General features: G+C 45.3%; 12 protein-coding genes and 1 pseudogene. 3 read left to right on the top strand and 10 right to left on the bottom strand.

The annotated features are described in order from the left end of the window. Positions 1 to 735: 735 nt before the first annotated feature. The 6 genes and pseudogenes from HMPREF0999_RS21385 to HMPREF0999_RS21360 all read right to left on the bottom strand — a co-directional run bounded on the left by HMPREF0999_RS21385 (position 736) and on the right by HMPREF0999_RS21360 (position 5,580). On the bottom strand, positions 736 to 1,596 hold the full coding sequence (locus HMPREF0999_RS21385; RefSeq protein ID WP_009276891.1) for a hypothetical protein: 861 nt from the start codon (positions 1,594 to 1,596) through the stop codon (positions 736 to 738). A gap of 87 nt (positions 1,597 to 1,683) precedes the next feature. Continuing rightward, positions 1,684 to 1,929: a hypothetical protein gene (locus tag HMPREF0999_RS23075; protein ID WP_009276890.1), complete on the bottom strand. Its 246-nt coding sequence runs from the start codon at positions 1,927 to 1,929 to the stop codon at positions 1,684 to 1,686. Positions 1,930 to 2,146: 217 nt separating this feature from the next. Further along, complete coding sequence (locus HMPREF0999_RS21380; RefSeq protein ID WP_009276889.1) at positions 2,147 to 3,655, bottom strand: Fic family protein; 1,509 nt, start codon at positions 3,653 to 3,655, stop codon at positions 2,147 to 2,149. 110 nt (positions 3,656 to 3,765) lie between these two features. After that, complete coding sequence (locus HMPREF0999_RS21375) at positions 3,766 to 4,398, bottom strand: recombinase family protein (RefSeq protein WP_009276888.1); 633 nt, start codon at positions 4,396 to 4,398, stop codon at positions 3,766 to 3,768. 13 nt (positions 4,399 to 4,411) lie between these two features. Then, positions 4,412 to 5,247, bottom strand: a pseudogene (locus HMPREF0999_RS21615) (virulence RhuM family protein). Between the two features lie 3 nt (positions 5,248 to 5,250). After that, entirely contained in the window at positions 5,251 to 5,580 is a 330-nt protein-coding gene (locus HMPREF0999_RS21360) for a hypothetical protein (RefSeq protein ID WP_005868799.1), read from the bottom strand. Between the two features lie 287 nt (positions 5,581 to 5,867). On the opposite strand from HMPREF0999_RS21360, the gene HMPREF0999_RS21355 reads away from it, so the two are divergent. Together HMPREF0999_RS21355 and HMPREF0999_RS21350 are read left to right on the top strand one after the other, a co-directional pair. After that, positions 5,868 to 6,626 (top strand): ParA family protein, encoded by a 759-nt coding sequence (locus HMPREF0999_RS21355; RefSeq protein ID WP_005842209.1) that lies wholly within the window; start codon positions 5,868 to 5,870, stop codon positions 6,624 to 6,626. Between the two features lie 4 nt (positions 6,627 to 6,630). Next, positions 6,631 to 6,888, top strand: a complete 258-nt coding sequence (locus HMPREF0999_RS21350; RefSeq protein ID WP_005648607.1) for a hypothetical protein — start codon at positions 6,631 to 6,633, stop codon at positions 6,886 to 6,888. Positions 6,889 to 7,068: 180 nt separating this feature from the next. On the opposite strand, the gene HMPREF0999_RS21345 is transcribed toward HMPREF0999_RS21350, so the two are convergent. The 3 genes from HMPREF0999_RS21345 to HMPREF0999_RS21335 form a co-directional block, all read right to left on the bottom strand. Then, positions 7,069 to 8,187 carry a fimbrillin family protein gene (locus tag HMPREF0999_RS21345; RefSeq protein ID WP_029257268.1) on the bottom strand — a complete coding sequence of 373 codons (1,119 nt, stop codon included), beginning with the start codon at positions 8,185 to 8,187 and terminating at the stop codon, positions 7,069 to 7,071. Between the two features lie 108 nt (positions 8,188 to 8,295). Beyond that, the gene (locus HMPREF0999_RS21340) at positions 8,296 to 9,216 is read right to left on the bottom strand and encodes a DUF5119 domain-containing protein (RefSeq protein WP_009276884.1); all 921 of its coding nucleotides are present in this window, start codon (positions 9,214 to 9,216) and stop codon (positions 8,296 to 8,298) included. Further along, complete coding sequence (locus HMPREF0999_RS21335; protein ID WP_009276883.1) at positions 9,213 to 10,433, bottom strand: DUF3575 domain-containing protein; 1,221 nt, start codon at positions 10,431 to 10,433, stop codon at positions 9,213 to 9,215. The genes HMPREF0999_RS21340 and HMPREF0999_RS21335 overlap by 4 nt, the downstream gene beginning before the upstream one ends. Positions 10,434 to 10,746: 313 nt before the next feature. Here HMPREF0999_RS21335 and HMPREF0999_RS21330 point away from each other — a divergent pair, with 313 nt between their 5' ends. Then, a complete protein-coding gene (locus HMPREF0999_RS21330; RefSeq protein ID WP_009276881.1) occupies positions 10,747 to 11,808 on the top strand; it encodes a LuxR C-terminal-related transcriptional regulator in 1,062 nt (353 codons plus the stop codon). Positions 11,809 to 12,188: 380 nt separating this feature from the next. On the opposite strand, the gene HMPREF0999_RS21325 is transcribed toward HMPREF0999_RS21330, so the two are convergent. After that, on the bottom strand, positions 12,189 to 12,812 hold a 624-nt coding region (locus HMPREF0999_RS21325), incomplete at its 5' end, for a HipA domain-containing protein (protein WP_009276879.1).

Below are 12,812 nucleotides of genomic sequence, written 5' to 3'. Positions count from 1 at the left end.
CGTTTTCATACTGCCAAAAATTAAAAGATTAATACTCGCAAACATCGCTTGTCGCCCCAACCATAAATTTTTCCTCAACTGATTGGGAACAGTGCATTGAAGAGAAAGCGGGAAAGACGGATCAGAACGGGATTGAACTGGTAAATACTACCTCCCGGAATGGGAGGATGGAGATTTGGCTTTTCAATATCGGGCGTTCCGTCCACGCCTACCTTCGCAACGTTCCTATCAGTTCAAGAAAAAATCATCATACCTCTCTTCCGGCATAGCCGGAGCGTAGAGCGTTAGGGATAGCAGGGAAAAGCCCGGAGGGTAACGAGGACTTGCAACGAATAGTCCGGCCAGAAGGGAACGCCCTGAAAAACCAATTGGGATACAAAAGAACAGAACCGCCTTCCAATCATATAAAAAAACGTGAAAATCAACACATACTTCCGAAAAATCTTTTTCCGAAAGTATGTATAGGGCATGTGAAGGGAAAATAAATTTTCCCGGTCATTTCTTTGGGGATATTTAAAGGGGTTAGGAGTTTAGGTCTTTATTATGTATTTTGGTGGATGGTTTTACACAGCCAATACCTTTTATTCAAAAACTTCTCTATTTTATTTCACTGATATACTGACATATAAAAAACAGCTATTACCTATTCCTTTCATCAACGGGTGGACGGTTTTACACGGCTGACCAGTGAAACCGGACATTTTTACACAACTAAAGCAAAAGGAGTGGACGGTTCTACACAGCTGGATTGTCCATATTCACCGCCCCGTCCGTTTCCGGGGATATAAACTCTTCAGGAGCAGGAGCAACTTCCGTTCCATTGGCACTCTCCAACTCTTCCTGTGCCCATCCTTCCGGAAACCTGCCGAATACAGCCACGAAATCACTGATATATATTTGTTTTTTCTTTTCTACGCTTTCCGGGGAGTTTGCCCATAAAAGGAACTCTTTATACAGTCCGGCATCTTCCTCCACCTCTTTGATCTTCTTCCTCCTGACAGCCATATCCGTGTCCGGGTAGGCAATCTCGACATACAGCCCAAGCAGGTTCTTATAGAATTTCTTCACTACGACAGCATATTGTCCTTCATCAAAATAGTGCAGCGTATGCCTAGGAAACGAGAACAACACGGTATATACCCATCTCTCATGATCGCCTTTCACAAAAGAGAAATTGAAATTGGTATATTTCAGGTAAGTATTCATCTTTTTCAGTATCGAGGCGACCTTCTTTTTCCGGTCTTTGGGTTCGGCAATCTCTATGCCGAGCTTTTTAGCCAGTTGATCGACTGTCAGCACATAAAAAGGAGCCTCATTCTTGGCGGTCTTATACTTGATCAGGTAAACCATCTTGGAAAGCTCCAGATAGAAATAGCGGTAACGGCTGGGCATGCTGCGGTAATCCTGAAGCTCCAAGAGGTTATAGAGCGAGAACATGAAATTTTTTATCTCCGGGCTTACCACTGCCGAGTACAGCCTTTTCGTTGACTTCTTCGTCTTGAAATCGGTCATTATGTCGAAACGTTTCAGGATCTGCACGAAATTATAGGATGTACGGCCATCCTCGCCAATGGTCGGATAGCAGAGGTTCTCCAATCCCAGTTTATAGAGAGCCGCCTCAAAAACCGTCTCGATAGGATGGCTGATTCTCTGTCCTGCCGTGCCAGTACATACATATTCCGGCTACATATTCTTTCCGAACATGGCCGCAAGCTGCCGGCTATCCAGCTTGCGCTGCAAGTTGGTACGGTCATACCCCATCTTACGGCAAAAGTCTTCTACGGAGAACCAGGAAGTCCCGAACAAGTCTTTGAGGTGATAGCTGCCCAGGTATATGATCAGATCGAGCATGACGTTTCCACCTGCCTCATACAACCGTTCAATCAGCACGGAATTATACCTGGGGACACGGATCAGTTCTTTTGCCATGATAAAACTTACAAAATTGTACTAATACACTAAAATACTAAAAGTAGTAAATACTACATTCCAGGGAACAAACCTCTATTCTTTTTAAAATCAATCCAGAAAAGCCATAAAATCCTTGTATAAACGAGATATACTCCCTATACTTGCGTAGTAATCCTCTGTTGTCCCTGTCGTAAGACAAACTCCAGGGTTTTGTTTTTATATACTCCCCTATTCATTACTTGACCAATGATGCGATTACTTTCGTAAACTCCGAAATATCCCCTTCCACGCTGGCCTTTTCCAACGCTTTCATATATTCTTTTCTACGCTCCACCGGAACGACCGTCCAGTTATAGCCTCCAGACGCAAGCATGGCGTTCAAGACGAACCGTCCCATTCTCCCGTTCCCGTCCATATAGGGGTGAATATACACGAAAAAGAAGTGTCCCAGGACAGCCCTTACCGCCGGGTGCGGCTCATTCTTCAAGAGATCGAAAAGGACGGGCATAGCGTCCCTGACCGCTTTCGGGTTCAACGGGATATGTTGCGGTCCCCGTATATAGACCTGCCCGGTACGATAACCCACAAGATCCTCCCTTTGCAAGATCCCCACCGTAACGAACGGCATCCACATCTGCATATACCAGACCGGATGATCCGCCCTTACCGCTTCCCCTGCGTTCTTTCCTTTCAGTATATCGGAGATCGTCCCCCTGACAGCCTGGAACGCCTGGTAATACCCACGTGCCACCAGCGCGTTTTTATGCTCCTTATCTTCTTCCTCCGGCTTCCAGTTCCCGACACGCACTTTCTCGATCAGTTCCGGGGAAACCCTATATCCCTCGATCGAGAGAGAATGATAAGCGTCCTCCGAATACTTTTCATCGACGGATCTCAAATACCCCTCCACGTCATCAATCTTTCCAGGGGCTTCGGGAAACAGTTCTACAACCTTATCCCTCATGTTCTCCCACATCAGGCGCAAGCGTGTGACGTAAGGCGACACCTCATAAACAAGGGGCGTTCGTGGCTGATCCTCGAACGGATCTTCTTCTCTCACGTCATACCCGAACCCCCGCATCGTGGAAACGATGCAGTCGGCGATTTCGCTGTTCCCGATGTTCCGGAACGCCCCGGCTATTCTTCCGGCACGAAGCGAAGCCCCGTTTCTCGCCAGTACCTTTAATATATCGGCAGCGTCCCGTATCATGGCCAGGCAGGTACGGGCCGCGATCCTCTCCACCTGGAAATATCTCGGCGTGGCATATACCAGGGCTTCGGCAAGCGGATAGAGATTAAGGCCGTATTCCGGCTCTTTATATACCTGATCCGGAATCTCGCTTTGAAACACCAAAAGCGAGGTATCATACATCAGCTTTTGCGTGTTGTTATGGCCTTTCGGCGACTTGATAATCACCAGCACGGGCACGGTCGTTTTCCCCGAATACAGATCCAGCGACTGGTCGGCCGTCAAGCACCATTGTTCCCCCAGCCGGACAGCCGCGTATTTCGCGATAAAATACCAGAATGAGGTGTACCAGACCGTCGTGTCCCCCTCTGTTCCCGGCCTGGCCGCAATATACCAGCCTTTCATTACTTCCTGCAACCAGCCGTTATCCAACAGCCGGGTTAAATGCGTCCTCCCTATCTCGACCGTCCCTTGCAGGACGACACAGCGGTCTTTCTCCTGAAGCTTTCTTAATTCCTCCAGTGAAGCCGCCATTTTCTCCGCCATTGTTGCCATAACCGTTTTTATTTAGATTCTGATTATTTTCGTGCAAATACTCGTTTTTAATTATGTGCATTTACTCGTATTTGTTGCAAAAATACAACATTTGTTCTGATAATCAGCTACTAATGAAGTCTTTTTTTTACTTGTTGTATCGTCGAAACGGCCTTTCCCGTGAGCTTCGCCACGTTCCGGATCGAGTAGCCTTTCTTTAACAAAGCGATCGCCTCCCGGTATTCCTCTTTCCTCTGTTCGGCCGTTTTCCGGCTTCCCGGCTTCCGTCCCAGCCTGCCCCCTTTCTGGATGTACAACTCCCGTCCGCTATTAAGGCGGTCGATGATCCCCTGGCGTTCGATCGCGGCCAGTTCCCCCAACAGGGTAGTGATCAGAGAGGACAAGGGGTTTACCGTCTTGTCCGGCCGTAATGTTTCCAGGTTCAGGTTTTGAATATACACGCATATTTTATGCGTGTGCAGCGTATCGAGTGACTTTAGGATCTCCAGGGTTGAACGCCCCAGGCGTGAGATCTCGGTCAGCAACAACATATCCACCCGGTTCTGCGGATCCGTGCAGTATTCCAGGCAACGGCTTAAAACCGGGCGTTCGATATTGGCCTTTCGTCCGCTTATCTTTTCCTCAAAGACCGCCGTCACCTCGTACCCCCGTCCGGCTGCGAACCTCTCCAGATCGACAACCTGCCGTTCGGTCGATTGCCTGGCCGACTGCGAGCTTACACGTGAATAGATAACCACATTCATAAGACAAGGGATATTATAACAGGTCGGTTATCACAGCCGCCGGAATATCCAGCTTTGAGAAAGCGAACATCTTTTTCCCCAGATCCTTTAACGAGGCTCCGATATGGTACACGTCCGTTTCATCAACGATCAGGAAACGGTCGTGACTGTCCCGGTACGTCCTGATGTCGATAGGTGGGTACTGGCTGTTATGCCTGTCAAGATCAAGTTGGAGTTGCTGCGTGATACGCTGGGTGTAAATGGTGGCCGAGACACCGACGCTGCGTTTACTCAACATGAGCAAAACCGTTTCGTCCACATAGTTGTCGATAAGCACGATCGAACGCCTGGCCGACTTTACCAGATCGGTAGCGAACTTGTACGCATCGAAAATCTGGCCGTTATAAAAAATGCCTTCGACCGGGGGCAAGGCAGTACGCACAAAAAAATCTATCTTCTCGGTATGTTGAGCGACAGTCCTTTCAAGTTCTGACAAACGTTTATAATGGAATACCCTTTTAAAAGATAGTCCTTTAAAACCTTATTCGCCCATTGCCTAAATAAAATACCTCTTTTACTATTGACACGAAACCCAATGGATATGATCGCATCCAAATTGTAATAAGTCAGATTGCGCATCACTTGCCGTTTGCCTTCCTGTCGAACTGTTCGGAAATCCCGAACAGTTGAACTTTCCTCTAATTCTTTCTGATCATATATGTTTTTTATATGCTCGCTTATATTTGCTTTGCTGGATTGAAAAAGATCCACAATTTGCGCCTGTGTCAGCCAAACGGTTTCATCTTCCAGCCTCACTTCCAACCTGACCGCTTCATCCGGCTGGTATAATATGATTTCTCCCTGTTCCATTACTTATTTACCTTTTCTTAATTCATCAAGCCTCTGCATCGCACCGCTGAACTTCTCACTAAACATCATATCATCGGGCAAAACAAACCAGGTGGGAATACCTCTCGACTGTGGATTACCTATACATTCATCTTGCCCGTTCTGTTTGCGGTAATCGTCCCATTCACTATAAGCGATGTTCCAACGAATACCTAATTTATAGGTATTTTCCCATTTAATAATAGCCAGTGAATAGGCCGGATCATCTTTGCCGTCATAAATCACTTCTACAACTTCAACCACCCCTTTAGGGGAATTTATAAACTTCGGATTTTTATACGAATAAGTGCTCATGTCTTTTATTTTTTATTCATAGCACACAAAGATACTCAAAAACAAATATATACATATATACATACGTATGATTAACGTATAAAAACATTTATGATTATTCTAATCTTTGATTAATTCCGGTACAGAAACAAAACGTACCGAAAGACGGAAACAGGATTTATTTCGGTACGCTTCCCCGATCGGCACAAAAAACACGCAAAAAACGAAAAATACTACTTTTAGTATTTTAGTATATTAGTATTTTAACTATATTTGCGGACATGACAACCATTTAAAAAACTGAATTTATGAGCAAAGCAAAAGTAATCTCCGTATTGAATCACAAGGGGGGAGTAGGAAAGACCACAACCACGATCAACCTGGGCGGCGCGTTACGTCAAAAAGGGTACAAGGTTCTTTTGATCGACCTTGACGGGCAGGCCAACCTGACCGAATCGCTGGGCTTCTCCGCGGAGCTTCCCCAAACGATCTACGGCGCGATGAAAGGCGAATACGACCTGCCGATCTACGAGCATAAGGACGGTCTTAGAGTCGTTCCCTCCTGCCTGGATCTCTCGGCCGTTGAAACGGAGTTAATCAACGAGGCCGGGCGGGAACTTATCTTAGCCCACCTTATCAAGGGCCAAAAGGAAAAATTCGATTATATCCTGATCGACTGCCCCCCCTCGCTGTCGCTGCTCACGCTTAACGCACTGACGGCCTCGGATCGGTTGATTATCCCGGTTCAGGCTCAATTCCTGGCAATGCGTGGAATGGCCAAACTTATGCAGGTCGTCCACAAGGTGCAGCAACGTTTGAACTCGGATCTTTCGATAGCCGGGGTCCTGATAACCCAGTACGACGGAAGAAAGAACCTGAACAAGAGCGTTTCGGAACTGGTACAGGAAACATTCCAGGGCAAAGTGTTCAGCACCCATATACGCAACGCCATTACGCTGGCCGAAGCCCCGACACAAGGGCAGGATATTTTTCACTATGCCCCCAAATCTGCCGGGGCAGAGGACTACGAAAAGGTATGTAACGAACTGCTAACAGAAATAAAGTAACCATATGGCAAAGAAGAACGATTTAAAAAACAGTATGTCGGCCGGGCTGACCGGGGGATTAGACAGCCTGATCCAATCCACGGCCGGGCAAAAAGAGGCTCAAAAGCCGAAGAAAGCGAAAACCGTGCATTGTAATTTTGTCATGGACGAAACCTATCACCAGAACTTAAAGCTGATCGCGATCCGCAAAGGCGATTCGCTAAAATCGGTATTGCAAGAGGCTATATCTGACTACTTGGATAAAAACAGTTCCCTGCTATAACAGCGTATCGGGAATATACAGGGCAAACACTCCACAAAAGAAATTCTCCAGGAAAAAGGTACGCAAAAAGCAACCCTACACATAAATTACAGATGATAAAAGCAATAAAAAACCCGTTGGCAGGGTTAATCTTGCGTATGTTTAACCTGCCAACGGGTACGATATTAATAAACGTTTGGATTAAGGTTTGACGTTTACGTCTTTATTATCTGCATCAACCCAGCCTGTTGTCTCTGCATCAAACTGGATCGGATTCAACACAGCCTTTCCCTGATCAGTATAACCACCACCGAAAATCAACGTGTAGATATGACGCTTGCCCGGTTCCCATATAACTCCGAACGGAACATAAATTATTTTGTATTCACTTGCTGAACCCAACAGATAAACTCCGGACTGCTGGATTTTGCAGGAGATCTCCAGATAACATTGCTTCGCATCGTCGGCACCCTTCTTGGTTTTGCTGGCTCCGGAAACAGTCCAAGCAGTCAGCTCCTGTGGTATATTCAGCATAGGAGAACTTGTGGAAATATCGGTAGCTGTGGTATTACCTTCGACCGTGATGGATTTGTCTTTCACTACGGTAAATGCGTGTGGAAATGTTAAATCAGGCGAACTCCAACTTCCCGTTCCATCGGCTGCCGCAGGCAATGTGAAGACGCCGGAAAATCTGATATTATGAATCTTGATGTCACGGATGTCCACCCGCATGTTAGCGTATTGGGTCTTTGCTTTGAATACGACCTGAGACAGAATATGTTTGAATTTAAATTTCACTTTTCCGTTGTTTGAGTCTTTTGTCTGGTCTTTGGCTATGGCATACATCACGTCGTAGTTTGCATGAGTACCGGCTCCATACTCATCGATGCAGGTATAACTTATCTTTTGAGAAGTCCCGGAGGCTTCCCACCTATAAAACGCCAACATGTCTTCACTAACCGTTCCGGGATTGAACGCGTAAAAGTCCAAAGCCTCGGAAGGCCAATAACGAAGGTCGTTCGCATTTTTATAATCCCACTTATTATCTTTGTACACGATATTCACTCCGTCATGTCCATATTCCGTGTCGACCTTTCCCATGAAGGCAGTACCATCCGCCGTAAAAGCGAACACGTCGAAATCGGTGCTCGTCAAGTTGGAGGGGGTAGTAGGGGTAGCCCTCGTTTCCGCCGCATTACTTAACACGTTAAAACCAATCGCATTCCGCGAGGAGGTTTCCACATTCGCAATCTCCTCGTCTGAGCAACCCATGAGTAGCGCTCCAAAGATTGCCCAAAGCATTACTGTACTTTTTTTCATAAATAAAAACAAATCAAATTGATACATATAATTAATAAACTCGATTACTTAATAGTTGACATAGCGTTTACCCGGCATCCAATCCGCACTGAAAACTCAAATATCCGTTTACAACACTATATCCACATTCACATCATCCCAATCATCAACGTCCACATCAAATCCCGGACCGCCATTTCCCGGCTCGGATGGTACCTCATAATCAAAATTCAACACCAGATGCACATCACCGATATGCCCCGCTACCGGGACATCATGCACTTGGTCGCTCACGTCCTGTTCCAATACAGACATGCTGCCGGAACGGTTCTTGAGATACAGCCGGAAAACATTGGGCTCTCCTTCAAGTGCGGAATGTCCAAACGTATAGAATCCGCCTATAATCTGATTCCGTGAAACCATTCCATCAAAGAGCAGGCTCTCCGAAAGACCGGCGGGCAAACTGTCGCCGGACATGTTAAGCGAGCCGGACATGCCGGAAAGAGCGGCCCGCAAATCCGCCACCCTATCCAGTCCCCGAAGACCGTTCACCTCATACGTGTAGTGACATACCATGTTTACGGGAGTTAGCCGTACTATCTCCGCGCTTCCTCCCGGAATGTCCTTGAGGATAACTCTGTCTATATGGTCGCCACACAGCCAGGGTGGGGTGACGGCCATTGTCCGGTTATCCGGCGACCGAACATCACGCGTATCGGCAGTAAAAAGCGTGTAACTGCCGTTTTCTTTCCAAACCATCCCGTCGGTATCGTAGTTGAAGCAAATTACCCGGTAATCATTCTCGGGGAGCTCCACTTCCCCATCCTCTCCTCCGGGGAAATCAAATATCCACGTGTTGCTTTCATCATCGGTCGGATAAAATACGACCCTCATGCCTTCAGGCTTGTCATGATTGGAAATCTTGGTCCAGTCGAATATTACCCGCACCGTGGCAAAGTGCGGATGATCGTAACATAAATCCTTATGCTCACAAGCCGTCAGTCCTATCCATAAAAATATGAACACCAGACTAAAGCGTATCCGTATCACTGCCTGCCTCCTTTCTTCCGGCTATAATTCCCCCGCCCGATCAACCACACCAAAGAGATACCCGCCTTGGTCGGGCCGAACCAGCGGCGGTTTTTAGTGGTCTGCCATACATAGTGACCGTCCAAAGGGATGTACTCCTTGTACGATCCTCCAAGGTAGCCGATTCCCAACGTGAAATCCACATTGAACCGATGTCCCACAGGTAACGAGTAGCCGTAAGCCACGCCTCCCCCGTAACTCCATTTATCCCCCAAGTAACCTTTCCCACCCAATTCGAAATCATAGGTGACGATCTGCCCGTACAATCCGACATGATGCCCGGAAAACGGTTTTTCCACCGCTCTCCGACCGAACCAGCGGCGCAACTCCACATCTCCCCCATAGATACGCCAATAATTATGCTTCCGATCACTTTTCCACCAGGCATACATCCAATTCCCGGCCACAGACCAGTTCTTCCCCAAACAGAACTCAACCCCGATGTCAGGTATCAAAACAGCGTCATAAAGCAAGTTTGTTTTCACCGCCATGCAAAACGGCCGTTTCTTTACCGGAGCTATGACGGTAACGGTATCACGGATGCACAACGTATCACGTGTATGTATATATACCGTATCTCTGACGGGATTTATCGGATCACTATCATAGCATATTTTCACCATCGACGAACGAAGTTTCGGAAAATGGAATTTATACAAATATGAGTATGGCCTCCCCCCTTTCAGTCTTTTCAGTTCTCCCCCCCAATAAGGGCTATCCTGGTTTTCCAAACGTACGATCTTCTCCAACAAACGAAGGACATCCTCCCTCTCCGGAACATTCACATCCGCTCTCACCATCGTTATAAGTCCGTTCCAGTCGCTTCCCGAAAAATGAAAATCCCTCTCCAATACCGGAATCTTTATATAAGGTGATATATACCGCCACAAAACCTCTGCTCGTTTTTCAGACAGCCTTCCATTCAACAGCCCCCCTCCTTCCGGGGAAGCTCCTCCTATTATTTGAATTTTCCTGATAAGACGGACGGAGTCGTTCAATGCGGAACAGATTTTAGCAAACCGCTCCATCTCGTTCCCATTGTCAAGTAAACATGTATCTATATTTACCTTTCCTTGATGAAAATAGATCCTTACCGAATCACGCTTCTCCTGAGCGGATATTTCTCCGCTTATACTCAACACGAGCACGAACAATACACATTTAATATAAAAAAACATCTTTTCGTCATTTAATCGTTTGTTAATATGACAATCCAAACCCAGGCTTTTACACCCCCTGAATTTCAACCGCTAAAGATATGCACCTATAAACCAACCTCCAAAGCAAAAAACAAGTATTTTAAACTTATAAATACTTAAAAAGACAACCACACAACAGCTACAACACTTACCACAGCAGCCAATCACGCTTACACAACAATTAAAAACACTTAACATCATAAAGAAAAGTACTTAAACATACAAAAAAAAAAAAAAACAGTTATTTTTGCAGGAAACATTATACTTAATAACACTTAAAACAATAAAACACATGAAATTCAGCACAAAAGCCGCTACTTTTCTAAGTTCAATAAAAACTCAAACTTACGACAAAAAAGAAAGCGAAATGATAATAACGTATCAACAAAAACGTGTCTTTCATCTATCCCTGCTCATGCTGGCCTTATGCGCACCCATATACATATATTCAGTTCCATTTCCCAATGAACAGTTTTATTATATTAACAGCGTATTATTCCTGTTTATCATTATGTGCACTCTCGCTTATTTTAAAAAGAGAGTAAATCTGACCACGACCTTTTCCATTATACTGATAGCCATACATATCGAGATTTTTATCGAGATAATTTATTGCTCAATATGTAGCGGATATAAATATAGTTATCAAAGAGCATTGATAATGAGTAACATTACTATCTCTCTCTTATTTACCATGCTTTCCATCTGTGCCTATATGAGTAATATCTCCATCCTATTGTCCTCCCTTACCATAGCTTCCTATACAATCTGCACACTTATCACCGACGAACCGTTCCTATACAGTTATCTGCCTTTGATCATCATCATATACACCATGATCCCCTTATTAGGAAGATCCTTACACAGTAATATCAGCAGCTTGCTAAAAAGTAGCAACTTGCTAAAAGAGGAAGAGGAAATGCTTTTGAAACGTCTCCAAATGAAAAAGGAAGAACTATTCGCGTTCGCCGAGTTGTTAAGCGAGAATAACCCGGAAGAAAAGACAAGCTCCCTGTTAAACATAATAGGGGAACAATCCAAAGAAAATCTTTTTACAGCCCTTGCCGCATACCAGAAAAAGGAAAAAAGTAAACTTGATACAATCAGGAGAATATATCCCAATTTATCCCCGTCCGAATTAAACATCTGCCGTTTAATACTGCAAGACAAGACCGTCAGCCAAATATGCGAATTATTACATCGGAGTAGCGGAAACATAACCAGCCAACGAGCGAACATACGTGCCAAACTCGGACTGAAAAAAAGCGACAATTTAAAAGAAGCATTACAAGAACGCATGAGGCTGTATGAAGAAGAACACCACCGGCAAGAGGAGTTTTCAGCCATGCGTTAGGGATTGCAGAGTAAAGCCCACAGCCTTTAGGCGAGGACTTGAAACGTAAAGCCCGACCGTCCCACGGGAACGCCCAAAAGAAAAAAAATCCCCCGAACATTCATCCGGGGGACATTCAGGCCGTCACGTCAATTATAATACAGATTAAGATCATCCATACCGATCTCCTTCCCGTCCCGGAAAACAAGGCGTAAATCAATCCTCTCTCTGTTTTCATTGCCACAATGATAGACATACCGGCCAACATACGCATCATACTTATCAATCAGTTTTAACGGTATGACCGGCATGGGAAAAGGAGAAGTACTTTCTTGAAGAATGCTTTATCCGCCCTTCATCAGAAAGAAAGCGTCTTACACCTGTACCCCATAGACATCCTATTATTGCTTTTTCAGTTCTTCCGATAAAAAGGAACGGTCTATCAATACTTGCACCAATGGTTTCTCTTTGACAAACTCATCAAGCTCACGCTTTATCAATTTACCGCCCAGCCCTATGCGTCGTCCAAATTCCTCGAAATCCTTCCGCCCTACCTGATGGGTATCACCCAAATTCATTCCTTCTTTAAACAATCCTTTATCAAGAGCGAATATTCGGGGTTCAGTCAAATGCAATGAGGTGTTTATCAAGTCATACGCGGGAGAAAGCCGATATTCGTTTCCTCTATTAATCAGAGAGAAATTCTTCAGATGCGCATCGTCATTCAAAGAGATGAAGTTAAATACAATCAGCCTGAAGAAACGAAGCAAATCAATCCGGGCAGCTTTTACATATTTCTGTATTACCTCCGCACACTCTTCATAGCTGCCATTGCAATATTTATAGTCACTCCCTCCATTCGCTTTCGTATATCCCATCAATGCCGCAAAATCTTCCTGCTGATATTTTCTCCCGTCATGAACATCAAATCGCCGTGTCAAATAAGCGGCTTCATCATTATTGAAAAAGCAAAGCCCGTTGGCCGCCGTTTCTATTCCATATACCTGTGCCGCTATTTGCATGGT

Source organism: Parabacteroides sp. D25, assembly GCF_000307475.1.
Classification (GTDB): domain Bacteria; phylum Bacteroidota; class Bacteroidia; order Bacteroidales; family Tannerellaceae; genus Parabacteroides; species Parabacteroides distasonis.
This window is presented reverse-complemented; position numbering and strand designations above follow the sequence as displayed.